Origin of the sequence: Sphingomicrobium aquimarinum (assembly GCF_039655735.1) — a bacterium.
Classification (GTDB): Bacteria; Pseudomonadota; Alphaproteobacteria; order Sphingomonadales; family Sphingomonadaceae; genus Sphingomicrobium; species Sphingomicrobium aquimarinum.
Map to the genome: position 1 here is coordinate 499311 of NZ_JBBYXH010000002.1, position 22394 is coordinate 521704.

Below are 22394 nucleotides of genomic sequence, written 5' to 3' on the forward strand. Positions count from 1 at the left end.
CCGATGAGCGGGGTCACGCCCTTTCTCGTCGTCATGCTCGCGATCTTCACGCTGCCGTGGCTTGCGTGGCGGGCCATGGGCGGCGACCGGATCGTGCCGCTGGTGGTCGTGCAGATCGTCGGTGGCGTCCTCGCCGGCCCGGCCGTACTCGGGGCCGCGTACCCGGGGGCGCACGCAGCCTTGTTCACGCCGGCGGTCGAACAGGCGCTGGGCGGTATCGCGGCCTGGGCAGTGATGCTGTTCGTCTTCGTCGCGGGGCTCGAGCTCGATATCGGTCATGCATGGCGCGAGCGGCGCGACAGCGCCGTGACCGCGGCCTGCGCACTGGCCGCGCCGCTGGCGCTCGGAGCGCTGGTCGCGCTCCTGTCGATGCGCGATCCCGTCTGGATGGGAGCGGGCACGGTGCGCTGGCAGTTCGTGCTCGGGATCGGCCTCGCCGCGAGCGTCACCGCGCTGCCGATCCTCGTCCTGTTCCTCGAACGGCTGAAAATCCTGCGGACCCATCTGGGGCAGCGGGTGCTGCGCTACGCCAGTCTCGACGATATTCTCGTCTGGATCGCGCTGGCGCTCATCCTGGTCGATGGCGAGATGCTCGGGAGACAACTCGTTTTCGCGGTGGCGCTGGTCGGCGCCAGCCTCGCGGCCCGGCGGCTTCTTGCGCGCTGCGACGAGGCGGCGCGCTGGCCGCTGGCGCTGGGCTGGTTGCTCCTCGTCGCCTTGGGCGCGGACTGGGCGCATCTTCACTATATGGTCGGCGCCTTTCTCGCGGGGGCGGTGCTGGACGGGGAGCGCTTCGGCTTTCCCGCCATCGACCAGGCGCGCGATCGCATCCTCTTGTGGCTGATGCCGGTATTCTTCCTGTCCACCGGCCTGCGCACGCGCTGGGAGATGGGCGGGCTCGATGTGATCGGTGTCGCCGCGCTGCTGCTTCTTGCGGGGGTCGCCGGGAAGCGCGCGGGCGTCGAGCTCGCCGCGCGGATCGGACGATGGGCGAAAGGAGAGGCGCGGCTGGTCGGCTGGCTGCTTCAGACCAAGGCGCTGATCATGATCATCTTCGCCAACATCCTGCTCGACCGGATGGTCATCAGTTCGACGGCCTTTACGGCGCTCCTGCTGATGGCGGTCGGTTCGACGCTCCTGACGATGCCGATGGCGCGCCGCGCGATCGCCTCGCGCGAGGACTAGCGCGCGGCGCCGGTCTGGGCGCGGTCGAGCAGCAGATGATCGGCCAGCACCAGCGCCATCATCGCTTCCATCACAGGCGCGCCGCGGATGCCGACGCACGGATCGTGGCGACCCTTGGTGACGGCGTCGGCCTCGCTTCCGTCGGGGCGGACGCTCGGCACGGGCGTCCGGATCGAGCTCGTCGGCTTGAAGGCGGCGCGAACGACGATCTCCTGCCCCGTCGAGATGCCGCCGGCGATGCCGCCCGAGTGGTTGGTCCCGAACCGGACGCCGCTGCCATCGCGGCGCATCGCGTCGGCGTTTTCGCTTCCCTTGAGCCCGGCCGCCGCCATGCCTTCGCCGATTTCCACGCCCTTGACCGCAGGGATCGACATCATCGCCCCCGCCAGTTCGGCGTCGAGCTTGGCGTAGACAGGCGCGCCGAGACCCGCAGGCACATGGCGCGCGACGCATTCGACGAGCGCACCGAGACTATCCCCATCGGTTCGCGCCTGGTCGAGCATTGCGTCCCATCTGGAACTGTCACGCTGTCCGCCGATGGCAACGACACGCGCCTCGATCGCGACACTGCCGAGGATCTTGCGGGCGATGGCGCCGGCGGCGACCCGTACGGCCGTCTCGCGGGCCGACGCGCGACCCCCGCCGCGCGGATCGCGCCGCCCATATTTGACGTCATAGCCATAGTCGGCGTGACCGGGGCGATAGGGAGCGTCGGAGGGATAGTCCTTCGAACGCGCGTCGACATTGTCGATGATGAGGGAGATGGGCGTCCCGGTCGTCAGTCCTTCGTAGAGACCCGAGAGAAGGCGCACCTGGTCCGGTTCCTGCCGCGGCGAGACGTTCCGGCCCGTCCCCGGGCGGCGCGCATCGAGGAACGGTTGGATGTCCGCTTCGGACAAGGCGATCCCCGGCGGGCCGCCGTCGAGGACACCGCCGATGGCGGGGCCGTGACTTTCTCCCCATGTCGTCAGGGTGAGGAGATGACCGAACCGGTTGATGCTCACTGGGGCTCTCCGATATCGGCGCCGAGGCTGCGCATGATCGCGACGAAGGACGGGAAACTGGTGGCGATGGGGCCGGCGTCGTCGATGCGGATTGCGGCCCGTGCGGCAAGGCCGAGCGTGAGGAAGGCCATGGCGATGCGGTGATCGTGATGGCAGATGACCTCGCCGCCTCCCGCGACCCTGCCCCGCCCGAGGATCGTGAGGCGATCGGCATCGGGGAAGACGCTCACCCCGTTGGCGACGAGCCCAGCAGCCGTCGAACCGATCCGGTCACTTTCCTTATGCTTGAGATCGCCGATCCCCTCGAAGACGCTTTCCCCGTCCGCCATCGCTGCCACGCAGGCGAGGATCGGAACTTCGTCGATGAGCGACGGGACGCGCGCCGCCTCGAGGTGAAGAGGCTCGAGCCGCCGGTGCGCGACCGTCACGTCGGCGACGGGTTCGCCGCTCTGCACGCGCGGGTTCGACAACTGCACGTCGGCCCCCATCGCCTCGAGCGCTTCGAGAAAGCCCGTACGCGTCGCATTCACGAGGGTAGCGTGCGTCGTCACCCGCGCCCCCTCGATCATCGCCGCTGCCGCCCAGAGAAAGGCGGCGGACGAAGGATCGCCCGGCACCGCGACATCGGTCGCCGTCAGTCGTCGCTGGCTGCCCAGGCTCACCGCGACACCCTCGCCGACCGTTTCCGCCGCGCCTTCCACGCCGAACTGCGCGAGCATCACTTCGCTATGATCGCGGCTCGGGGCAGGTTCGATCACCCGCACGGGCGCATCGGTGCGCAGCCCCGCGAGAAGGATCGCCGACTTGACCTGCGCGGAAGCGACGGGACTCTCATAGTCGATCCCGCCGAGCGCGGCGCCGTGGAGGGTGAGAGGCAGCGTATCGCCGCCCTCGAACCGCGCGCCCATCCGCGACAAGGGGGTGGTCACGCGGGCCATGGGACGTCGCGACAGGCTTTCATCGCCGACGAAGCGCGCTTCCAGTCCCTCGCATCCCGCCGCCGCACCCATCAGCAACCGTGCCGATGTCCCGCTGTTGCCGCAATCGATCGGCGCACCGGGCGACCGCCACGGGCCTCCCGTGACGAGCAGGTCCGGCCCGTCTTCGACGATCGTGGCGCCGAAAGCCTCCACCGCTGCCCGCGTGGCGCGCACGTCCTCCGCCTCGAGGAGGCCGGTGATCCGCGAGGTTCCATCGGCCATGGCCGAGAGGATCAGCGCCCGGTGGCTGATGGACTTGTCGCCGGGCAAGTCGGCATCGCCACCGAAACCGGGCGAAGGGCGGGCTTCGAGGCGGCTCACCAGTGGCCCTCCATGTCGGCGATGAGGCGCAGCGCCTGTTCGCCGTTGAGCCGCGGGTCACAGGCGGTGCGATACGCGCGGTCGAGTGCTTCCAGTGTCTCGGGGCCACCCCCGCCGATACATTCGGTGACGGGGTCGGGGCTCATTTCGAGATGCACGCCGCCGGGCGTCATCCCCGCATCATGCAATATCGCCATGAAGGCGCGGGTTTCGGCGCGGATGGAATCGTAGTGCCGCACCTTGCGTCCGCCCTGTTTGACCGTGTTGCCGTGCATGGGGTCGACGATCCAGACCAGCTTGCGGTCGCCGACCGCGCAAAGAAGTGGCGGGAGCCGGTCTTCGACCGCATCCGCCCCCATCCGGACGATCAAGACGAGCTTGCCCGGCGTATCGGCGGGATCGAGCCGATCGCACAGCGCGCCGAGTTCGGTGCCCGTCATGCTCGGCCCGCATTTGACGCCGACCGGATTGGCGATGCCAGAGAGATAGTCGACGTGCGCACCGTCCAGTTGCCGCGTCCGGTCGCCGAGCCACAACAGGTGGCCGCTCGTGGCCCACCAGGCTCCGTCGGACGCCTGCCGGGTGAGCGCCTGTTCGTAATGGAGCAACAGCCCCTCGTGGCTGGTGTAGATGGGCGGAAGGTGATGCCGCGCGGCCCGCAAGGTCGCGGCTGTCCCGACCGACTGGACATGCGCCTGGGTCATCCGCGCCGGATCGTGGCGTCGTTCGGCCGCGGAAAAGCCCTGCGCGTTGACGATGTCGCCGCGATAGGCCGGAAGCGTTACCCGGCCGCGCGTTTCGGTCGCGTCCGATCTGGGCTTGGCGAACTGTCCGCCTATCCTCGCGAGACGCAGGACTTCGCGGCCCGTGGCCGTCTCGATGCCGACCGCCATCGCGTCGAACAGCCGCGCCAAGGCCGCGACGCGACTGGCGATGGCATCGTCGAAATTTTCCGCGCAGTCGCCGCCCTGCAGCAGGAAGGCCTCGCCCCGGCAAACGGCTGCCAGGGAGTCCCGGAGTGCGTCGATCTCTTCGGTCCGAACGACCGGCGCGGCGTCGGAAAGGCGGCGCTCCACCGCTTCCAGCACGGCGGACTCCTCGTAGGAAGGAAGCTGGTGCGCATCGCGTTTGCGCCAGCGGCTGGGGGACCAGTGACGGTCGCGGGAGAGAAAAGGACGATTCATGCTGCGGGAGCGAGCGATAGCCTCCACGCCGACGCTTTGAAAGCGTCACCGCTCGGCTAGCTGTCCTCGCTATCGCCTTCCTGTTCGCTGATTCGCTGTGAAAGGCGCCGCGTGTCGGCAAGGTTGCGCGTCGCCAGCGAGGTCTCGCGAAGGAAGAAGGTGAGCGCGGCGAAGATCAACGCCATGGCGCCAATCCACGACATGGCGACGAGCGTTCCGAGCGCGGTGCGGATGAAGGCGCTGACGAACAACAGCCCCACGGTGGCGCAGATCATCAGCGCGGCGGCGGTCGACAGGTTGACGGCATGGTGGGCGTAGCGCTGGCGCCGCCGCAGCACGGGGAGACCGTGCGCGTCGCCCTCCGCGCCGTCGCGCTCATGCGCCGCTTCGAGGATGTTGATGCGTTCGACCAGCCAGGTGAGCCTGATGTTCATGACGTTGAGAAAAGCGCCGATGGCCGCCAGCAGGAACACGGGCGCCAGGCTCAACTGGAGAATCGACTGAACCCTGGGGGTGGAGGCGGTGCGCTCGAGTAGGTCGCCGAAGCCGCTTGCCAGAAGAATGTCCATCGATGCGATCCCGGGGTCGTGAAAGTGGCGGAGCGGGTGGGATTCGAACCCACGATACGGGGTTACCGTATACACACTTTCCAGGCGTGCGCCTTCGACCACTCGGCCACCGCTCCGCGAAGGCGCGGGCGTAGCGGCAAGCCGCCCTTGGCGCAAGCCATCGGCTCGACTAAGCGCGAGAGCCATGACGCGCACGATCGGCATCGCTCCCACAGGGGAAGAAATGGAAGCGCTCGCGCAAGCGGCACTAGAGCGGTTGCCCGCCGAATTCCGCCAGCATCTCGGCGACATCGTCCTGTTGGTCGAAGATTTCGCCGATGCAGAGACGCTGCGGCTCATGGGGATGGAAGAACCCTACGAGCTGACCGGCCTCTACGAAGGGCTGCCGCTCACCGAGCGCAGCGTCGAGCATTCGGGCACCATGCCCGACAAGGTGCGCCTGTTCCGACTGCCGATCCTCCTGGAATGGTGCGAACGGGGCGACGAGACGCTCGAGCATCTGGTCCATCATGTCCTCGTCCACGAGATCGGCCACCATTTCGGCCTGTCCGACGACGATATGCACATGCTGGAAGACCTGGCGTGATTCCGCATTTGCGATTCGACGCCGTGACCTGTCAGCGCGGCGGGCGAACTCTGTTCGAAAAGCTCAGCTTCGAGCTGGCACCGGGTGAGGCGATGCGGGTCACGGGCCGCAATGGGGCCGGAAAATCCTCCCTGCTGAGGGTTGCCGCCGGCCTGCTCGCGCCGCGCGCGGGCACGGTCGTCAGCCGGGAGCGCGCGCTGGCCGACGAACGCTTGGCCCTCGACGCAGACAAGCCGCTCGGCGAAGCATTGGCCTTCTGGGCTCGGCTCGACGGACGGATGGAGGCGCTTTCTGGCGCGATGGACGCACTCGGACTGACGGATCTCGACGACGTGCCCGTGGGCTTCCTATCGACCGGCCAGCGGCGCCGTGCGGGGATCGCCCGGCTGGCGGCGAGCGGGGCCTCCCTGTGGCTGCTCGACGAACCCGCCGACGGTCTTGATACGATCTCGCGGGGGCGCCTTAACCGACTGATCGCAGAGCATCGTGCGCGTGGTGGCGCGGTGCTCGCCGCCTCGCACCAGCCGCTCGAGGGCGAATGGCGCGAGCTGGAACTCGGCGAATGACCGGCGCGCTGATCATGCGCGACCTCAAGCGCTGGGCAGGGCGCGCGCTTTGGCTGCCGATCATCTTCTTCCTGATGACGATCATGCTGGTGCCCTTCGCGACCGGCCCCGACGCGGTCCTGCTCGAACGCGTGGGGCCGGGCATGATCATGATCGCTGCGTTGCTGGCCTCGCTGCTCCCCATCGACCGCTTGGTCCAGCCCGACCTTGTCGACGGCACGATCGACCAGTTGCTGCTGCGCGGGGTGTCGCCCGAGTGGATCGGCCTCACCAAGGGCATCGCGCATTGGTTGAGCTTCGGGCCGCCGCTGATGGTGGCGCTGCTGCCCGCGAGTGCACTGCTCGCGCTATCGGGCGACAACGTTGCGCAGATCGCGCTGGCATTGTTCATCGCGACGCCCGCGCTGGCGGGGCTCACGGTGGCGATCGCCGCCATCGCGGCGAACCTCGAACGCGCCGCCTCGCTCGGCGGGTTGCTGATGCTGCCGCTTGCGGTTCCCGTCCTCATCTTCGGCGTGTCGGCTGCGCGCGGCGAGGCCGGCGCCTTGGCCCTGCTCGGTGCAGTCAGCCTGTTCCTGGGCGTCATCAGCCCCTTCATCGTCGGGGCCGCCTTGCGCCAGCGGAGCTAGGCGGGGTCGTTCACCCAGCGCGCGAAGATGGCAGTGGGAAGTATCAGTCCACGCGCTTCCTCACGCACGCCCATCTCGCCGATCTCGACGGTGCCGGGCAGATGCGCGGTGGCTTGGCGCAAGAGTTCGCCGATCGAGAGCGCGCTCATCCGCACCGCATAGACGGTCAGGATGCAGAAACGGCTGTTCGCATCGAGCAAGGCCGCGCAGTCGGCGACCAGCGGGGCCAGCCCGGTCTCGATTTCCCACCGCTCTCCCTTGGGGCCGCGCCCGAATTTGGGGGGGTCGAGCATGATGCCGTCGTAGCGACGCTCGCGCCGGACTTCGCGGGCGGCGAACTTGCCGGCATCCTCGACCAGCCAGCGGATCGGCCGATCCGCCATGTCCGATAACGCCGCATTCTCGCGCGCGCCCTCGACCGACTTCTTGCTAGCGTCGACGTGGACGACCCCGGCCCCGGCATCGCTCATCTGCAACGATCCCACGCCCGTGTAGCCGAACAGGTTCATCGCGCTGGAGCCCTCCCCGAGCCGCGCGCGTGCGAAATCCCATTGTGGCGCCATGTCGGGGAAGAAGGCGAGGTGGCGGAAGGGGGTGAGCTGCGCGTTGAATTTCACCGCGCCGCGCGACAATTCCCAGGTTTCGGGGACGTCGCGATACTGCTGCCACTGACCCTTGCCGTCGGCATCGCTCGCGGGGACGAACTCGGCGTGCGCGTCCCAGTCCTTGGATGCGGGCGCCCACATGGCCTGCGGTTCGGGGCGCACGGTGCGAATGGGGCCGAAGCGTTCGTATTTGCGTCCATCGCCGCAGTCGATCAGCGCGTAATCGTCCCACGGCTCGGTCACGAGGGTGAGAAGGTCGCTCATGCCGCTTCCCGCCGTGCCTTGCGCGCGGCCAGCATGAAAATGATCGCCGCGATGGCAGCGAAGGCGAACCACTGGAAGGCGTAACTGCGCGAATTGTTGCGGATCGCGTCGGGCGAGGGCGGGGCGCTCGCTTCGAGCCCGGCCTGCCCTTCGTCGGCGACGAGGCGAAAACCGTATTTCTCGTCGGGACCGATGACCCCTTCGATCGTGCCGCCCTCCCAGTCGGTGCCGGCCACGGGTTCGCGGCTCCAGCCGATCTCGACCGCCGCGCCGGGGCCTTCGACACTCGTGCGGCAGTCGGCGACATGGGCATAGCCGGACGTGCCGCTGCGATTGGCGCCGGCCTGGTGCCGCCAGCCGGTGACCTCGAGGCAGGTCAGGCCGGAGCGGCGGAACAGCGGCGGCTCCTCGGGCACGATGGTCGGATAGGCCACCGCATCCTTGCCCGCCGCTGCCTCATAGGAGGCAATGCGCGCATCCTTTTCCGCCGCGCGGCCGAGCTGCCATATGCCGAGGCCGATCATCGTGGCGACGGCCAGCGCGGTGACGATCCCGCCGATGACGAGCTTGTTCATCGCGCCCGCCCGCCTTCGCGCGCGTCGTGGACGACCTCCTGGTAGAGCAAGGCAGCCTTCCCGATACGCAGCCCGAGCAGCGTCAGTGCGACGAGGATCGGCACCCAGACGAGATGCACCGTCCAATGGGGCTCCGCCGCCAGCTCGAGCCAGATCGCGCCGACGCCGACGATGGTGCCGATGATGAGAATGAGGAACGCCGCGGGACCGTCGCCGACATTGTAGCGGGCGATGTCGAGATCGCATGACGCGCAGGTGTCGCTGAGCTTCACCGGACCGTCGAACAGCGTCTTGGCGCCGCAGCGCGGACACAGGCCGCCGAGGCTGGCCGCGGCCAGCCCGGGCGATTGGTGCCTAGTGATAGGTGGCGCCCCAGCCGCCCCAGACATAGATGGTAGCGAAGAGGAACAGCCACACGACGTCGACGAAGTGCCAGTACCAGGCGGCGGCCTCGAAGCCGAAATGCTGCTTGGGCGTGAAGTCGCCCTTCACCGCGCGCAGGTAGCAGACGATCAGGAAGATCGTGCCGACGATGACGTGGAAGCCGTGGAAACCGGTCGCCATGTAAAAGGTCGAACCGTAGATGTTGCCGCCGTCCTCGGTCGAGAAGTTGAACGGCGCATGGATATATTCATACGCCTGGATGCAGCTGAACAGGATGCCGAGCGCGATCGTGGCGAGCAGGCCCTTCTTGAGACCTTCGCGGTCGCCGTGGATCAGCGCATGGTGCGCCCAGGTCACGGTCGTGCCCGAGCAGAGCAGGATCAGCGTGTTGAGCAGCGGATAGCCCCATGGATCGATCAGCGTCATCCCCTCGGGCGGCCACATGCCGCCGATCCCGTCGACGGCGGGCGGAAAGAGCGAGGCGTTGAAATAGGCCCAGAACCAGGCGACGAAGAACATGACTTCCGACGCGATGAACAGGATCATCCCGTAGCGGTGGTGAAGCTGCACCACGGGCGTGTGATCGCCCGTATTGGCTTCCTTCACGACATCCGACCACCAGGAGAAGAAGGTGAAGAGCACGCCGAGGAAGCCGGCGCCGAAGACGAGCGAACCGTACGCCAGGTCGTTCATCCACAAGACGGCGCCGCCGAGCATGAACATGGCGGAAAAGGCACCCACCAGCGGCCAGATGCTGGGGGGAAGGATGTGATAGTCGTGATTGACTTGGCCGGCCATGAAACGTCCTCGTGGGTTATCTTTGCGCGGGGCTTAGCCCGAGCGTTCTCATTTTTCCACCGGGAAAAACGTATAGGAAAGCGTGATCTCGTCGATGAAGGCGGTGTCCTCGTCCTCGAGGATGGCGGGGTCGACGTAGAAGACCACGGGCATCTCGACCGATTCGCCGCCTTTCAGCGTCTGCTCGGTGAAGCAGAAGCATTCAATCTTGGAGAAATAGGGTCCGGCCTGGACGGGCGAGACGTTGAAGGTCGCGGTGCCCATCGTCTCGCGCGCTGTCAGGTTGGTCGCCTTGTAGTTGATGACGGTGCGCTCGCCGGGATGGATGCGCACCCGTTCAGCCGGTTCGAACTTCCACGGCAGGCCTCCCGAGACGTTGCCGTCGAACCGGACGCCGATCTCGCCCGCCACCGCGCCCGGTGCCTGGTCGGCGACCTGCGTGGTACCGCCGAAGCCCGTCACCTGACAGAAGACACGATAGGCGGGCACCGCAGCGAAGGCGACGCCGAGCATCAGCAAGGCGAACAGCGCGGCCCGCAGCGCGACCTTCCCGTTGTTGCGCTCGATCGCCGTGCTCATGAGGCGGCCGCCAGTCCCATCTTGACGACGGTGATTCCGAACACGAGCGCCACGAAGGCGAGCAGCAGCAGCGCCGTGATGCGCGAGCGCTGGCGCTGGCGCCGGCGCACTTCCTTTTCGTCGAGGGGCGGGAGTGGGTCGGTCATGCAATCAGGATCCGGTCGAAGGTGAGCAGCGCGAACAGGACGAACAGGTAGAGGATCGAATATTTGAACAGGGCTTTTTCGGGGCCCATGCCCTCGACCTCTTCGGCGCGATTGGTGAAGACGCGCCAAGCTGCCCAAGCGAAGGCGGCGTTGAGGAGGATGCTCGATACGCCGTAGAGCCACCCCGCAAGCCCCAGCGGCCAGGGCAGGACCGCCGCGATGACCATGGGGATGGTGTACAGCCCGATCTGTCGGCGCGTCTCGGCGGTGCCGCGCACCACGGGAAGCATGGGAATGCCGGCGGCGGCATAGTCCATCCGCACGAACAGGCTCAGCGCCCAGAAGTGCGGCGGGGTCCACAGGAAGATGATCGCGAACATCAGCGCCGGGAGCGCCGTCACGTCGCCCGTCACCGCCGCCCAGCCGATCATCGGCGGAAAAGCGCCCGCCGCGCCGCCGATCACGATATTCTGCGCGGTTCGCGGCTTGAGCCACATCGTATAGACGACCGCGTAGAAGAAGATCGAGAAGGCGAGGATCGCGGCGGCAAGCAGGTTGGTCGCCATGCCCATCAGCACCACCGAAAGCAGCGACAGGCCGAGGCCGAGTTGCAGCGCGGCGGGACGCTCGACGCGGCCCGAAGGGAGCGGGCGGCTCGCGGTGCGCTTCATCTTGGCGTCGATGTCGGCCTCGTACCACATGTTGAGCGCGCCGCTCGCGCCCGCTGCCAGCGCGATGCAGAGGATCGCGGTGAAGCCCAACACGGGATGGATCGGCGCGCGCGCCGCGAGCAGGCCGCACAGCGCGGTGAACACGACGAGGCTCATCACGCGCGGCTTGGTCAGCGCGAACAGGTCGCTGGCGCTGGCGGGCATGCGCGGAGAGGTCGTGGCAGCGTTTTCCATGGGTCGGTGCGAGCCTATAAAGCCTTGAAGCGATGAATCAAATGGAGACGAAAGGCTTTGTAACAGGTTCGCCTCGCGCTAGGCTGGCGGGATGATGATCCTCGCCCCGCTCGCCGCCCTCGCGCTCCTGTTTCAGGACGCCGCCCCGCCGCCCACCGACCCCGCACAGATCGCCGCGCCCGAAGCGCAGGGCGAGGTGAGTGAGACGGTGCGCGTCCGGCTGGAGACGGCCAAGGGGCCGGTCGTCCTCGAACTCGAGACCGGCGCCGCGCCGATCACCGCCAACAATTTCCTCGCCTATCTCGATGAAGGATATCTCGAAGGCGCGACCTTCTATCGGGCCATGCCTTACGGCGATGCCGGCATCGCGCAGTTCGGAGTGCGCCGCACCGATCGACTGCTCGACCCCGTGGCACACGAATCGACCGCCGAGACAGGCATTCTCCACAAGCGCGGCACGATCTCGCTGATCGCGCCCGAGCCGGGGCAGGGCCGGGCCGACTGGTTCATCGCACTCACCGACATCCCGGGCTTCGACGCCTCGGACAGCTTCCACGGCTTCACGCCGTTCGGCCGCGTGATCGAGGGGATGGACGTGGTCGAAGCCATCTTCGCTGCCCCGACCGATCCCGATGCGGGCGAGGGCGTGATGAAGGGCCAGATGCTGGCCAAACCGGTGACGATCGATGCGGCGAAGCGGGTCGAGGGCTGACCGTCATTCGGTGCCGACCATTGGCTCCCTCGACTCCGCTAAAGACCTCTACATCTCTACCATTTTCTCGCGATTCGTCGCCTTTGCGCCGGTGTTCGCCGCCCGCTGAAACAACAGGCCGGCCCCTGCGAAGATGGTCACGAAGACCGCGTGGATGCCGATAATGAAGGGCGCGGGGTTGCCTTGGCCACTGGCGAAGGCGGCGATGCCCATCCCGATATAGAAGGTCGCCGCGACCCGGGCGACGGCGGCCATTCCGGCGGCTTTGAGCTTCACGACAGTCGCTCCGAGCGCAAGCAGCGGGACGATGAGGAAATAGCCGATATTGATCGGATTGTCCTCGTTGCCGACGATGCCGACCGCGAGGTTCGACCAGAGCGTGAAGAGCGCCCCGGAGGTCACGAGCAGCGCGGCGATGCGGTAATTCCAGTCGCGGCTGACGCGGACGAGGAGTTCGACGACGAGGCCCGCGCCGCCCAACAGGATCGCGGCGGCGATATAGTCCTCGCTGCCCCAGTCAACGCCCTCGGCGCCCAGGGCGGTGGCGATGGCGGGGAGGGCGACGAGGAAAGCGACGAGCGCCCAGGCGATGGGCCGGAGGGTCTTGAGGAGGCGGTCGTCGTCGAGCGTTTGAGCGGTCATGGGACAGGCACTTTCAGATTGATTGAACGAGCCTGAAGGATGCGCACCGTCGACGCAAAAGGCATGAGCGACCTATGAGGAAGCTGTGAGGAGCGGCTGATTTCTGCGAATTGCCACTATAACGCCCGCGGTAAGGAGGCTGCCCAAGAGCAATCCCTCCATGCCCGCGCTCAGGGCCTGCGGGAGCGGACCGAAGTTCTCCGCCAGCCCGGCGAGCCCGCCGTCGTCGATCGCGGTGCCGTGAAACTTGCGCGCGAGGCCGAGCAGGCTCGCGGCCATCAGCTTGCCCCCGCCAAGGCTGATGAGGGCACCGGCGATACCGCCGCCCATGCCCGCGCCGAGGATGGGGCGTGGCCAGCGTCCAGCGGTGCCGCCGCCGAGGCCGGCACCGAGCGCGATCCCCGCGGCGAGGATGGCGCCTTCTAGGCCGCCCGTAAAATCGTCGTGGGGCGTGCCGAGCAGGAAGGAGAAACTTCCGCTGGCGAGCAGATGAAAGAGATCGCCGACGAGAAATCCGCCGATGGCCGCGCCCAAGGTGAGAAAGGTGAAGTCGCGCCCCGCGATGCGGCTGGCCGCAGCCATCCCGAGCAGGAGCCCGAGGGCGCCGAGCGCGGCAACGAGGACGGTGATGACCGTCATGACGGTCACGATGACGAGCGCGGCATCATTGCCCGAACCGGCGATCATTCCATAGACGAGCCCGCCGATCAGCCCCGCCGCCGCGCCGCCCAGCGTACCGCCGATGATGGCGCGCAGCATCGAAATTGGGCGTGGGGTCGCAGCGTCCGTTCGACGCTCGGCGGGACGCTCGTCGTCCAAGCCTGACGCGACCGGTGCGATGAACCGGTATCCACGTTTGGGCACGGTCGCGATGTAGGTGGGAGCACCGGCGTCGTCGCCCAGCGTCTTGCGGAGATCCTTGATCGCCTGCGTCAGCGCTTCGTCGCCGACAGTCACGCCGGGCCAGGCGGCATCGAACAGGTCGTCCTTGGAAAGCAGGTCGCCGGGATGCCGGACAAACGCGGTGAGGAGATCGAGCGTCTTGGGGGCGATCGATACGGGCTCGCCGTGACGTGTAAGGAGGGCCTGCCGTTCGTCGAGCGTGAAAGGGCCGAAACGGTGGGAGGTTTGCTCGGCGGGGGTCATGGGAATTGGCTAGCAGGGCGGGGCAGGCGGGCCAAGGCGGCTTGGCCCGTCGGTCCTGTCGCGCGGGTGGCGCGCAGGCCGTCCGCGGCTCGGCATCTCTTCGACAAAACAAAAAGGCCGCCCTGGGGGACGGCCTCTTCGTTTTGCTCGGTGCCTTGCCTAGTCAACCCGCGGCAAGGTCTCGAACTGGTGATAGGGCGGCGGGCTCGAGAGGCTCCATTCGAGCGTCGTGGCGCCTTCGCCCCATTCGTTGTCCGGGGCGGGCTTGCCGCGCGCCAGGCTCCAGAAGATGTTGATGAAGAAGATCCCCATCGAGGCCGCCATGACGAGGTAGCCGATGCTGGAAATCTGGTTCCAGTAGGCGAACGCCTCGGGATAGTCCGGATAGCGACGCGGCATGCCGTCTAGGCCCAGGAAGTGCTGCGGGAAGAAGATGATGTTCACGCCTGCGAACATGACGAAGAAGTGCAGCTTGCCGAGGAACTCGTTGTAGCGCTTCCCGCTCATCTTTCCGAACCAGTAGTAGAAGCCCGCGAACAGCGCGAACACCGCACCGAGGCTCAGCACGTAGTGGAAGTGCGCAACCACGTAATAGGTGTCGTGCATGTAGTTATCCACGCCGCCGTTGGCGAGCACGACGCCCGTGACGCCACCCACGGTGAACAGGAAGATGAAGCCGATCGCCCAGAGCATCGGGGTCTGGAAGCTGATCGAACCGCCCCACATGGTGGCGATCCACGAGAAGATCTTCACCCCCGTCGGCACCGCGATAATCATCGTGGCCGCGGTGAAGTACATCTTCATGTCGACGCTCATGCCGATCGTGAACATGTGGTGCGCCCAGACGACGAAGCCGACGACGCCGATCGCGACCATCGCGTAGGCCATGCCGAGATAGCCGAAGACGGGCTTGCGGCTGAAGGTGGCGACGATCTGGCTGACGATGCCGAACGCCGGCAGGATCATGATGTACACTTCGGGGTGGCCGAAGAACCAGAACAGGTGCTGGTAGAGGATCGGGTCGCCACCCGCCTGCGCGTCGAAAAAGGCGGTGCCGAAGTTACGGTCCGTCAGCAGCATGGTGATCGCGCCCGCGAGGACGGGGAGCGCCAGCAGCAAGAGGAAGGCGGTGACCAGCACCGACCAGACGAACAGCGGCATTTTGTGCAGGGTCATGCCCGGCGCGCGCATGTTGAAGATGGTGGTGATGAAGTTGATCGCGCCGAGGATCGACGCCGCGCCCGCAAGGTGCAGCGAGAAGATGGCGAAATCGACCGCGGGGCCCGCCGAGCCCGACGTCGAGAGCGGCGCATAGACCGTCCAGCCGGTGCCCGCGCCGGTTCCCGTGCCGCCGGGCACAAAGGCCGAGGCAAGCAGCAGGATGAAAGCGGTAACCGTCAGCCAGAAGGAGACGTTGTTCATGCGCGGAAAGGCCATGTCGGGCGCGCCGATCATGATGGGCACGAACCAGTTGCCGAAACCGCCGATGAGCGCGGGCATCACCATGAAGAAGACCATGATGAGGCCGTGCGCGGTGATGAGAACGTTCCAGTGGTGGAGCGCTTCGTCGAAGGTCGCTTCCGCCCCCGCACCGAACGGCCATGCGCCGGTGAGGATCTGGATGCCGGGCTCGGCGAGCTCTGCCCGCATAATGCCCGAGATCGCGCCACCGATGATCCCCGCCATGATCGCGAAGATGAGGTAGAGCGTGCCGATGTCCTTGTGGTTCGTCGACATGAACCAGCGGGCGAAGAAGCCCGGCTTGTGGTCGGCGTCGTGCGCGTGCGCGTCGTGGCTGTCGGCAGACTGGAGGTGGAGCTGGTCAGCGGTGGTGGCCATGGGTCGGCTTGTCCTTAAACGGTCGGATCGACGGCGGGCGTCGCGTCAGTGGGTTCGGCATCGGCGGGCGTGCCGTCGATGGCGGCATCGTCGCTCGCGTCCGTGTCGGCGGCGGCGGGCGTCGCGCCCGGCATGGTGCCGCCCTTCGACGCGATATAGGCCGCAAACTGTTCCGGTTCGACGACTTCGACGGCGATCGGCATGTAGGCGTGACGCGCGCCGCACAGTTCGGAGCACTGGCCGAAATAGACGCCCGGCTTGTCGACCTTGAACCAGGTCTCGTTGAGGCGTCCCGGGACGGTGTCCATCTTGAGCCAGAAGGCTGGAACGGCAAATGAATGGATGACGTCGTTGGAGGTGAGGATCAGCTTCACCACCGCACCCGCGGGCACGACGAGGCGCTCGTCGACCGCCAGCAGCGCAGGGCCGTCGGCGTCGGTGCGGAAGCGCTGGCCTTCGGTCAGCGAGGGATCGTCCTCTTCCTTGAGCATGTTCGACACGATCGAGACGCCGCCATGGTCGGGATATTCATATTCCCAGTACCACTGGTTGCCGATGACCTTGACCGTCACGTCGGCGGGCGGCTGATCGTACTGGGCGCGGATGAGCCCGATCGAGGGGACCGCGATGACCAGCAGCGCGATGACGGGAAGGATCGTCCATGCGACTTCGAGCCAGGTATGGTGCGTGGTGCGGCTGGGCTCCGGGTTGGCGCTGCGACGGAAGCGGACCATCGCATAGAGCAGGAGGACGAGCACCAGCAGGCTGATCGCGGTGATGAGCGGCATCAGCATGTTGTTGTGGAAGCCGAGCGCGCGTTGGCCGTTCTCGGTATATTGGGTCTGGATGCCCATCGAACCCGTGGGGCCCACGCCCGTGGTCGACGCATCGGCGCCCGTCCATGCGGGGGCTTCGGCCTCCGGGGCCGCGTCGAGACCCGGCTGGGCCGCGACCTGCTCGCCGATCGGCGTCTGCACGGTGGCGTGCGCGGGCTGCGAGGCCAGCGCGAGGAAGAGTGCGGCAAACGCCAGCATCCAGCTTTTCATGATCGTCGTCATCAGGGACCCTTGAAATCGAAACGGCGTGCGGAACAAAGTCGTCCCGCCCAGATTCTCGGGGCCTCTATACGCAGGTGACCCCCCGCACTCAAGGCCGTCGAAAAGACGGGGGTCGGGGGGCGCTGGACGGGGCGCGGCGCGGGGCTTATTGACGGCGTCGAAAGCAAGGGAGACGAGGGTGACCAGGGACCAGGTTCTGGCCGAATTCCGTAGCGCAAAGGCGCTGCTGGAAGGACATTTCATCCTCTCGTCGGGACGGCGCAGTGCCACCTACCTTCAGTGCGCCCGCGTGCTGATGGACCCGGCGCGCGCGGCACGCTTGGCAGAGGCGTTGGCGGACCGCATCCCGGCAAAATTGCGCGAGAGCATCGATGTCGTGGTCTCGCCGGCGATGGGCGGGGTGATCATCGGGCACGAAATGGGGCGGGCCCTCGGCCGGGAAGCGATGTTTCTCGAGCGGCCCGATGGCGCGTTTCATCTGCGCCGCGGATTCGCTCTCGAGTCGGGCGCGCGCGTTCTGATGGTCGAGGACGTCGTGACGACGGGCCTGTCGAGCCGTGAGGCGATCGCGGCGGTCGGGCGCGAGGGCGGCGAGGTGATCGCCGAGGTCGCGCTGGTCGATCGCGGCGGGGGCGGTGAACTGGGCGTGCCGTTCTTCACGCTGCTGGATCTCGATATTCCGACCTACGATCCCGAGGAATTGCCCGACGAGCTCGCCGCTATTCCGCCGGTCAAGCCGGGGAGCCGAGCCTGAGCCCGCCGCTGCGTCTAGGGGTCAATATCGACCATGTCGCGACGGTGCGGAACGCGCGGGGCGGGGATCATCCCGATCCGGTGCGCGCGGCCGAGATCGTGGCGGCGTGCGGGGGCGACGGAATCACCGCGCATCTGCGCGAGGACCGGCGACACATCCGCGACGAGGATTTGCGGCGGATCCAGGATGCCACCGACCTGCCGCTCAATCTCGAGATGGCTGCGACCGACGAGATGCTGGCCATCGCGCTTCGGCACCAGCCGCATGCCGCCTGCATCGTGCCCGAGAAGCGCGAGGAGCGGACGACCGAAGGCGGGCTCGATGCGGCGGGGCAGCACAACCATCTTCAACGCTATGTCGATACACTGAAAGAGGCGGGGATCCGCGTCAGTCTCTTCATCGAGGCGAGCGAGCGGCAACTGGACGCCGCCCACCGGCTCGGCGCGCCGGTGGTAGAATTTCACACGGGCGAATATGCGCATGCGGGACTCGACGGCGATGCGGAGCGGGTCGAGCGCGAGCTGCGCCGGGTCGCGGACATGGCGGCGCTGGCGGCGAAAAACGGGATCGAGCCCCATGCGGGCCACGGCCTTACCTACGAGAACGTCCAGCCGATCGCGGCCATCCCCCAACTGGCCGAACTCAACATCGGCCATTATCTCATCGGCGAGGCGATCTTCACGGGGCTGGAGCCGGCCGTGCTCAGGATGCGCCATTTGATGGACGCGGCGCGCGGATGATCGTCGGGCTGGGGAGCGACCTGTGCAATATCGAGCGGATCGCGGCCTCGCTCGAGCGGTTCGGGGAGCGGTTCGAGGATCGCGTCTTCACCGATGTGGAGCGGGCCAAGGCGCGGCGGCGGCCCTACACGATCGCCGGGACCTACGCGAAGCGGTTCGCGGCCAAGGAGGCCTTTTCCAAGGCGGTCGGCACGGGCTTCAAGCGCGGCGTCTACATGAAGGACATCGGCGTGGTGAACGCTCCCTCCGGCGCGCCGACGCTGGCGCTGACGGGCGGTGCGAGGGCGCGGCTTGACGCGCTCACGCCTGCGGGTCACGAGATCATCGTGCACGTGACGCTGACCGACGACCATCCTTGGGCGCAGGCCTTCGTGATCCTCGAAGCCCGCCCGACGGCCGAGGTCGACGGGGCCTGAGTGAGCGAGCCCGTCCCGCCCGAAGCCGATGCGGCGCCCGCCGCCGAGCCCGCCCGCCAGCGCTGGACCGCGCGGCGCGTGGGGCGCGTGGTGTGGGAAGAATTGCGCGGCCTGTTCTTCGTGATGATAGCGGTGCTGGCGTTCCACAGCTTCATCGCCAAGCCGTTCTACATCCCGTCGGAATCGATGATGCCGGTGCTGCTCGAGGGCGACCGGCTGGTGGTGAGCAAATATCCCTATGGCTACAGCCATGTCTCGCCGACCATTCCCAACCCCGCCGCGATGGGGCGGATGCTGCTGCTCGGCCAGCCGGCCGAACCGTGGAGCATCGTGCTGCCCGAGACCAGGGGACGGCTGTTCGGGCGTTACCCCGAACGCGGCGATATCGTCATCGTCACCCCGCCCACGCGCTCGGACGATTATATCAAACGGGTCATCGGCCTGCCCGGCGATACGATCGCACTCACCGGCGGGCGTCTTGTGCTCAACGGCAAGGCGGTGCCGAGCGAGCGTCGGCCCGCAGCCCATATCCCCGTGGACGGGAACATGCCCTGCCACGTCTATGATGGGACACGGGTCCGCGGCGAGGATGGCGAGACCTATTGCCGTCTCCCCATCGTGCGCGAGACGCTGCCGAACGGGGTCGCCTACGACACGGTCGACTTCGGCTATCGCCAGTCGAGCGACGAATATGGACCGATCACCGTGCCCGAAGGCCACGTCTTCTTGATGGGGGACAATCGCGACCGCTCGTCGGACAGTCGCGTCGACGTGGAATTCGGCGGGCTGGGCGGGCCGGTCCCGGTCGAGCGGATCGGCGGGCGCGCGGAATTCATCACCTTCAGCCTCGACGGGACGACCAGCTGGCACCCCGCGAGCTGGCTGGCGAGCTTGCGCGATCGCCGCAGCTGGTCCAGCCTGCGCGGTGGGGTCGAGGAGGAGTAGCGCCGCGTGAACGGGGACGAAGAGCAGACTGCCGGCCCGACCGAGATCGACGATCCGAGGCTGCGCTTCGAGGTCAAGAAAGCGCTCATCTGGCTCGGCATGGCGATGCTCTTCGGCATCATCATCCTGGCCGCCGCTGCCTTGCTTCTGATCATCGCGGGCATGGTGTTCGCCGTTCTGCTAGACGGGGGGACACGGCTGCTTGGAAAAGTCTTGCCCATCGCACGGGGATGGCGACTGCTGCTCGTCATTTTGGGCTTCGTCGGCTTCATCGGCTGGACGGCCTATTCGGCGGGCACGGCCTTTTTCCAGCAGTTCGCCGCGCTCCAGGAGGTGGTCATCGGCCAGGTCGAGCGCCTGTTCGCCTGGGCAGACCGCACGGGACTGGCGGACGGCCTCTCGTTCGACGATGTGTCGGGGCAGCTCTTCTCCTCGGTCGGGCGGGTCACGAGCCTCCTCGGTACGGCGATCGGGGCGGTGACTGCGGCGGTGCTGATCATCGTCATCGGGATTTTCATCGCCGCCGAGCCGCGCCTCTACGATCGCGGGGTCGCCTGGATGCTCCCGCGCCGGATGCGCCCGTCCTTCTTCGAAATTTCGGACCATGTCGGCTGGGCGCTGCGGCGTCTGCTCGCGGGCCGACTCCTGGGGATGCTGATCGAGGGCATCTTCACCTACGTGATGCTGACGCTCGGCGCACGGCTGGTCGGGCTCGAGCCCTTTCCGCTGGCGGGGCTGCTCGCGCTGCTGACCGGGCTCTTGGCCTTCATTCCCAATGTCGGCGCGGCGATTTCGGGCGTGCTTATGGTGGCGGTCGGCTTCTCGTTGAGCCAGAACGCGGGCTTCTACGCCATCTTCGTCTATCTCTTCGTGCAAAATTTCGACGGCTATGTGGTCATTCCGATGATTGCCCGGCGCACGGTCGATCTGGCGCCCGCGCTGGTGCTCGCGACCCAGATCGTGATGGGGACGCTCTTCGGCATCCTGGGGCTGATGATCGCCGATCCGGTGGTGGCGGCGATCAAGGCGGCGCTCGAGCAATATTCCAGGCAGAACGACCCTGCATCTGCGCCAACGAAAAAGCCGGCCGCTTCCAGAAGAAACGACCGGCCTGAATTGTTGAGCTAAGGCGCCATCACTCCGCTGGCGGAACCTCCCCGGCAGGCGGCCCGGAGGGCGCGCCGCCCATCATCTGCTGCTGCTGCTGCATCAGCATCGGGGCAATATCGCGCGCAACCTCGCGGATCGTGACTTCGAAGATCAGATCGGCATCGGCGGGGATCGGTGCGCCCGGCGGCGGGCTCGACCCATAGGCCTGCTCGGCGGGGAGGAAGATCCGGTAGGTGCCGCCCTCGCGCATGCTGGTCCACGCTTCGGCAAAACCCGGGATCAATCCCTGGCTGATCATCGGCGTCGGGGCACCGATATTCTCGTCGAAGACCTCGCCGCTGTCGGCGATCATGCCGCGATATTCGACCATCGCGGCATCGTTGGTCGTCAGCGGATCACCTTCGCCTTCCTCGACGACGCGTACGTTCACGCCGGTCGCGCTCGTCTGGCCCTGCAGCGGGGTGACCGTGCAGGTGGCGAGCGCCAACGCGATGGCGACCAGCGCCGCCATGGCGATCCAGAATTTGGTGAGCGACCCCTTGGCGATGGGGCGCAGCGGAACCTGCGTTGCCGACATGTGTCGAACTCCCGTCGTATCAAGGGGAGGAAAGGAGAAGCTTAGCGGACGCCTTCGCGTTCCATCCGCTTGCGCTCGAGCTTGCGCGCGCGGCGAACCGCGGCAGCCTTCTCGCGCGCCCGCTTTTCGGACGGCTTCTCGTAGTGGCGGCGCAGCTTCATCTCGCGATAGACGCCTTCACGCTGCAGCTTCTTCTTGAGCGCGCGCAGCGCTTGCTCGACGTTGTTGTCGCGAACGATAATCTGCATAAAAAACACCAGCTCCTTGTGCCGGGCCGCGCATTATCGGGCCCCGCAATACGTTGAAAGAATCGGGTCGCATGGCCGCAAATCGGCCCGCGATGAAGGCGCGCCCCTAACAGGGAGCGCCGCGAATGGCAACCTTGTAGCACATCCTGTCGTGGATGTCGCCTGAACCTTCGCTCGGCGAGCCGTGAGGCGAGTGCGACGAGTCGACGGAACACGCTAATGACCCGTTAACACCCTGTAGTTTATAAGGAATTCCTAATTTCTATCGGGGAGGGGAACCAGGCATGGGACTTGGACGGCGTGATCTACTGAAAACCGGAATGGCGGGAGCGGGGCTGATGGCGCTGCCGGGAACGGCCCTTGCCGCGCCCAAATCGATTTCGGTGGCCGGATCGCTCCGCGCGCCCGCCGGGATCAGCCCGCTTCTGTTCGAACGCGCCAAGGCCGCTCTCGACCGGCACGGCGCGCGCATCCGCAACCGCGACCGGATCGGGATCGTCGATTACACCCAGCGTTCGGACGAGAGGCGTTTTCACATCGTCGATCTCGCCTCGGGCAATGCTGAGCATTTTCTGGTCAGCCATGGCAGCGGCTCGGACCGCAACCACAACGGCTTTCTCGATCATTTCTCGAACCGCGAAGGCAGCAATGCCAGCTCGAGCGGCACGTATCTGACCGCCAACCGCTATCACGGCAAATACGGGCTCTCGATGAAGCTCCACGGGCTGGACGACACGAACTCCAATGCCTTTTCGCGGTACATCGTCATGCACCCGGCCTGGTATGCCGAGGCCGACATGGTCACCAAGCATGGCAAGCTCGGACGCAGCCAGGGCTGTTTCGCGCTCGGCCAGCGCGACCATTGGAGCGCCATGAACCTTCTGGGCGACGGGCGGATGATCTACGCCGACAAACTCGGCTAGGCTG

The 22394-nt window shown here is 66.9% G+C and carries 28 protein-coding genes and 1 tRNA gene; 11 read left to right on the forward strand and 18 right to left on the reverse strand.

Features of this window, described 5'->3' with window-relative positions; genetic code table 11:
* The first annotated feature begins 3 nt into the window (after positions 1 to 3).
* Positions 4 to 1185 (forward strand): cation:proton antiporter, encoded by a 1182-nt coding sequence (locus tag WJS89_RS08610; RefSeq protein ID WP_346340530.1) that lies wholly within the window; start codon positions 4 to 6, stop codon positions 1183 to 1185.
* On the opposite strand, the gene WJS89_RS08615 is transcribed toward WJS89_RS08610, so the two are convergent.
* From WJS89_RS08615 to WJS89_RS08635, 5 genes are all read right to left on the reverse strand, one after another.
* On the reverse strand, positions 1182 to 2189 hold the full coding sequence (locus WJS89_RS08615) for a chorismate synthase (protein ID WP_346340531.1): 1008 nt from the start codon (positions 2187 to 2189) through the stop codon (positions 1182 to 1184). The genes WJS89_RS08610 and WJS89_RS08615 overlap by 4 nt on opposite strands.
* Complete coding sequence (aroA, locus tag WJS89_RS08620) at positions 2186 to 3490, reverse strand: 3-phosphoshikimate 1-carboxyvinyltransferase (protein WP_346340532.1); 1305 nt, start codon at positions 3488 to 3490, stop codon at positions 2186 to 2188. Before aroA ends, WJS89_RS08615 begins: the two co-directional genes overlap by 4 nt.
* Complete coding sequence (locus WJS89_RS08625; RefSeq protein ID WP_346340533.1) at positions 3487 to 4674, reverse strand: 3-deoxy-7-phosphoheptulonate synthase; 1188 nt, start codon at positions 4672 to 4674, stop codon at positions 3487 to 3489. The genes aroA and WJS89_RS08625 overlap by 4 nt, the downstream gene beginning before the upstream one ends.
* 56 nt (positions 4675 to 4730) lie before the next feature.
* The gene (locus tag WJS89_RS08630) at positions 4731 to 5243 is read right to left on the reverse strand and encodes a DUF2721 domain-containing protein (RefSeq protein ID WP_346340534.1); all 513 of its coding nucleotides are present in this window, start codon (positions 5241 to 5243) and stop codon (positions 4731 to 4733) included.
* A 25-nt stretch (positions 5244 to 5268) separates the two neighbouring features.
* Positions 5269 to 5359, reverse strand: a tRNA-Ser gene (locus tag WJS89_RS08635).
* A gap of 68 nt (positions 5360 to 5427) precedes the next feature.
* On the opposite strand from WJS89_RS08635, the gene WJS89_RS08640 reads away from it, so the two are divergent.
* Genes WJS89_RS08640 through WJS89_RS08650 form a run of 3 tightly spaced genes read left to right on the forward strand, consistent with a single transcriptional unit; the run spans position 5428 to position 7024 of the window.
* Positions 5428 to 5829, forward strand: a complete 402-nt coding sequence (locus tag WJS89_RS08640; protein WP_346340535.1) for a metallopeptidase family protein — start codon at positions 5428 to 5430, stop codon at positions 5827 to 5829.
* A gap of 23 nt (positions 5830 to 5852) precedes the next feature.
* Entirely contained in the window at positions 5853 to 6395 is a 543-nt protein-coding gene (ccmA, locus tag WJS89_RS08645) for a heme ABC exporter ATP-binding protein CcmA (RefSeq protein ID WP_346340536.1), read from the forward strand.
* Positions 6392 to 7024, forward strand: coding sequence for a heme exporter protein CcmB (locus WJS89_RS08650; protein WP_346340537.1), 633 nt, complete (start codon positions 6392 to 6394; stop codon positions 7022 to 7024). The genes ccmA and WJS89_RS08650 overlap by 4 nt, the downstream gene beginning before the upstream one ends.
* Here the strand turns inward: WJS89_RS08650 and WJS89_RS08655 are convergent.
* The 7 genes from WJS89_RS08655 to WJS89_RS08685 are packed head-to-tail and all read right to left on the reverse strand — an operon-like array spanning position 7021 to position 11280.
* The gene (locus tag WJS89_RS08655) at positions 7021 to 7893 is read right to left on the reverse strand and encodes a class I SAM-dependent rRNA methyltransferase (RefSeq protein WP_346340538.1); all 873 of its coding nucleotides are present in this window, start codon (positions 7891 to 7893) and stop codon (positions 7021 to 7023) included. The genes WJS89_RS08650 and WJS89_RS08655 overlap by 4 nt on opposite strands.
* Positions 7890 to 8468 carry an SURF1 family cytochrome oxidase biogenesis protein gene (locus WJS89_RS08660; RefSeq protein ID WP_346340539.1) on the reverse strand — a complete coding sequence of 193 codons (579 nt, stop codon included), beginning with the start codon at positions 8466 to 8468 and terminating at the stop codon, positions 7890 to 7892. The genes WJS89_RS08655 and WJS89_RS08660 overlap by 4 nt, the downstream gene beginning before the upstream one ends.
* On the reverse strand, positions 8465 to 8857 hold the full coding sequence (locus WJS89_RS08665; RefSeq protein ID WP_346340540.1) for a DUF983 domain-containing protein: 393 nt from the start codon (positions 8855 to 8857) through the stop codon (positions 8465 to 8467). Before WJS89_RS08665 ends, WJS89_RS08660 begins: the two co-directional genes overlap by 4 nt.
* Positions 8823 to 9650: a cytochrome c oxidase subunit 3 gene (locus WJS89_RS08670; protein ID WP_346340541.1), complete on the reverse strand. Its 828-nt coding sequence runs from the start codon at positions 9648 to 9650 to the stop codon at positions 8823 to 8825. Before WJS89_RS08670 ends, WJS89_RS08665 begins: the two co-directional genes overlap by 35 nt.
* A 48-nt stretch (positions 9651 to 9698) precedes the next feature.
* Entirely contained in the window at positions 9699 to 10229 is a 531-nt protein-coding gene (locus WJS89_RS08675; protein ID WP_346340542.1) for a cytochrome c oxidase assembly protein, read from the reverse strand.
* Positions 10226 to 10375: a cytochrome c oxidase system small membrane protein gene (locus tag WJS89_RS08680; RefSeq protein WP_346340543.1), complete on the reverse strand. Its 150-nt coding sequence runs from the start codon at positions 10373 to 10375 to the stop codon at positions 10226 to 10228. The genes WJS89_RS08675 and WJS89_RS08680 overlap by 4 nt, the downstream gene beginning before the upstream one ends.
* Positions 10372 to 11280, reverse strand: coding sequence for a heme o synthase (locus WJS89_RS08685; RefSeq protein ID WP_346340544.1), 909 nt, complete (start codon positions 11278 to 11280; stop codon positions 10372 to 10374). The genes WJS89_RS08680 and WJS89_RS08685 overlap by 4 nt, the downstream gene beginning before the upstream one ends.
* A 91-nt stretch (positions 11281 to 11371) precedes the next feature.
* On the opposite strand from WJS89_RS08685, the gene WJS89_RS08690 reads away from it, so the two are divergent.
* Positions 11372 to 11992 carry a peptidylprolyl isomerase gene (locus WJS89_RS08690; protein WP_346340545.1) on the forward strand — a complete coding sequence of 207 codons (621 nt, stop codon included), beginning with the start codon at positions 11372 to 11374 and terminating at the stop codon, positions 11990 to 11992.
* A gap of 48 nt (positions 11993 to 12040) precedes the next feature.
* Here WJS89_RS08690 and WJS89_RS08695 read toward each other — a convergent pair whose 3' ends face one another.
* From WJS89_RS08695 to coxB, 4 genes are all read right to left on the reverse strand, one after another.
* Complete coding sequence (locus WJS89_RS08695) at positions 12041 to 12634, reverse strand: hypothetical protein (protein WP_346340546.1); 594 nt, start codon at positions 12632 to 12634, stop codon at positions 12041 to 12043.
* A gap of 72 nt (positions 12635 to 12706) precedes the next feature.
* Positions 12707 to 13780, reverse strand: a complete 1074-nt coding sequence (locus WJS89_RS08700) for a winged helix-turn-helix domain-containing protein (protein WP_346340547.1) — start codon at positions 13778 to 13780, stop codon at positions 12707 to 12709.
* Positions 13781 to 13939: 159 nt separating this feature from the next.
* Positions 13940 to 15619: a cytochrome c oxidase subunit I gene (ctaD, locus tag WJS89_RS08705; RefSeq protein WP_346340548.1), complete on the reverse strand. Its 1680-nt coding sequence runs from the start codon at positions 15617 to 15619 to the stop codon at positions 13940 to 13942.
* A gap of 14 nt (positions 15620 to 15633) precedes the next feature.
* Positions 15634 to 16677, reverse strand: a complete 1044-nt coding sequence (coxB, locus tag WJS89_RS08710) for a cytochrome c oxidase subunit II (protein WP_346340549.1) — start codon at positions 16675 to 16677, stop codon at positions 15634 to 15636.
* Between the two features lie 178 nt (positions 16678 to 16855).
* Here coxB and pyrE point away from each other — a divergent pair, with 178 nt between their 5' ends.
* Genes pyrE through WJS89_RS08735 form a run of 5 tightly spaced genes read left to right on the forward strand, consistent with a single transcriptional unit; the run spans position 16856 to position 20660 of the window.
* Complete coding sequence (gene pyrE / locus WJS89_RS08715) at positions 16856 to 17431, forward strand: orotate phosphoribosyltransferase (RefSeq protein ID WP_346340550.1); 576 nt, start codon at positions 16856 to 16858, stop codon at positions 17429 to 17431.
* Positions 17428 to 18171, forward strand: coding sequence for a pyridoxine 5'-phosphate synthase (locus WJS89_RS08720; protein WP_346341196.1), 744 nt, complete (start codon positions 17428 to 17430; stop codon positions 18169 to 18171). Before pyrE ends, WJS89_RS08720 begins: the two co-directional genes overlap by 4 nt.
* Complete coding sequence (gene acpS / locus WJS89_RS08725; protein WP_346340551.1) at positions 18168 to 18587, forward strand: holo-ACP synthase; 420 nt, start codon at positions 18168 to 18170, stop codon at positions 18585 to 18587. Before WJS89_RS08720 ends, acpS begins: the two co-directional genes overlap by 4 nt.
* Complete coding sequence (gene lepB, locus WJS89_RS08730) at positions 18588 to 19532, forward strand: signal peptidase I (protein ID WP_431993950.1); 945 nt, start codon at positions 18588 to 18590, stop codon at positions 19530 to 19532. It abuts the gene before it with no gap.
* Positions 19533 to 19538: 6 nt separating this feature from the next.
* The gene (locus tag WJS89_RS08735; protein WP_346340552.1) at positions 19539 to 20660 is read left to right on the forward strand and encodes an AI-2E family transporter; all 1122 of its coding nucleotides are present in this window, start codon (positions 19539 to 19541) and stop codon (positions 20658 to 20660) included.
* 7 nt (positions 20661 to 20667) lie between these two features.
* On the opposite strand, the gene WJS89_RS08740 is transcribed toward WJS89_RS08735, so the two are convergent.
* Entirely contained in the window at positions 20668 to 21219 is a 552-nt protein-coding gene (locus tag WJS89_RS08740; RefSeq protein ID WP_346340553.1) for an FKBP-type peptidyl-prolyl cis-trans isomerase, read from the reverse strand.
* Positions 21220 to 21260: 41 nt separating this feature from the next.
* On the reverse strand, positions 21261 to 21467 hold the full coding sequence (gene rpsU, locus WJS89_RS08745) for a 30S ribosomal protein S21 (protein WP_346340554.1): 207 nt from the start codon (positions 21465 to 21467) through the stop codon (positions 21261 to 21263).
* Between the two features lie 284 nt (positions 21468 to 21751).
* On the opposite strand from rpsU, the gene WJS89_RS08750 reads away from it, so the two are divergent.
* A complete protein-coding gene (locus tag WJS89_RS08750; protein WP_346340555.1) occupies positions 21752 to 22390 on the forward strand; it encodes a murein L,D-transpeptidase catalytic domain family protein in 639 nt (212 codons plus the stop codon).
* Positions 22391 to 22394 lie beyond the last annotated feature (4 nt).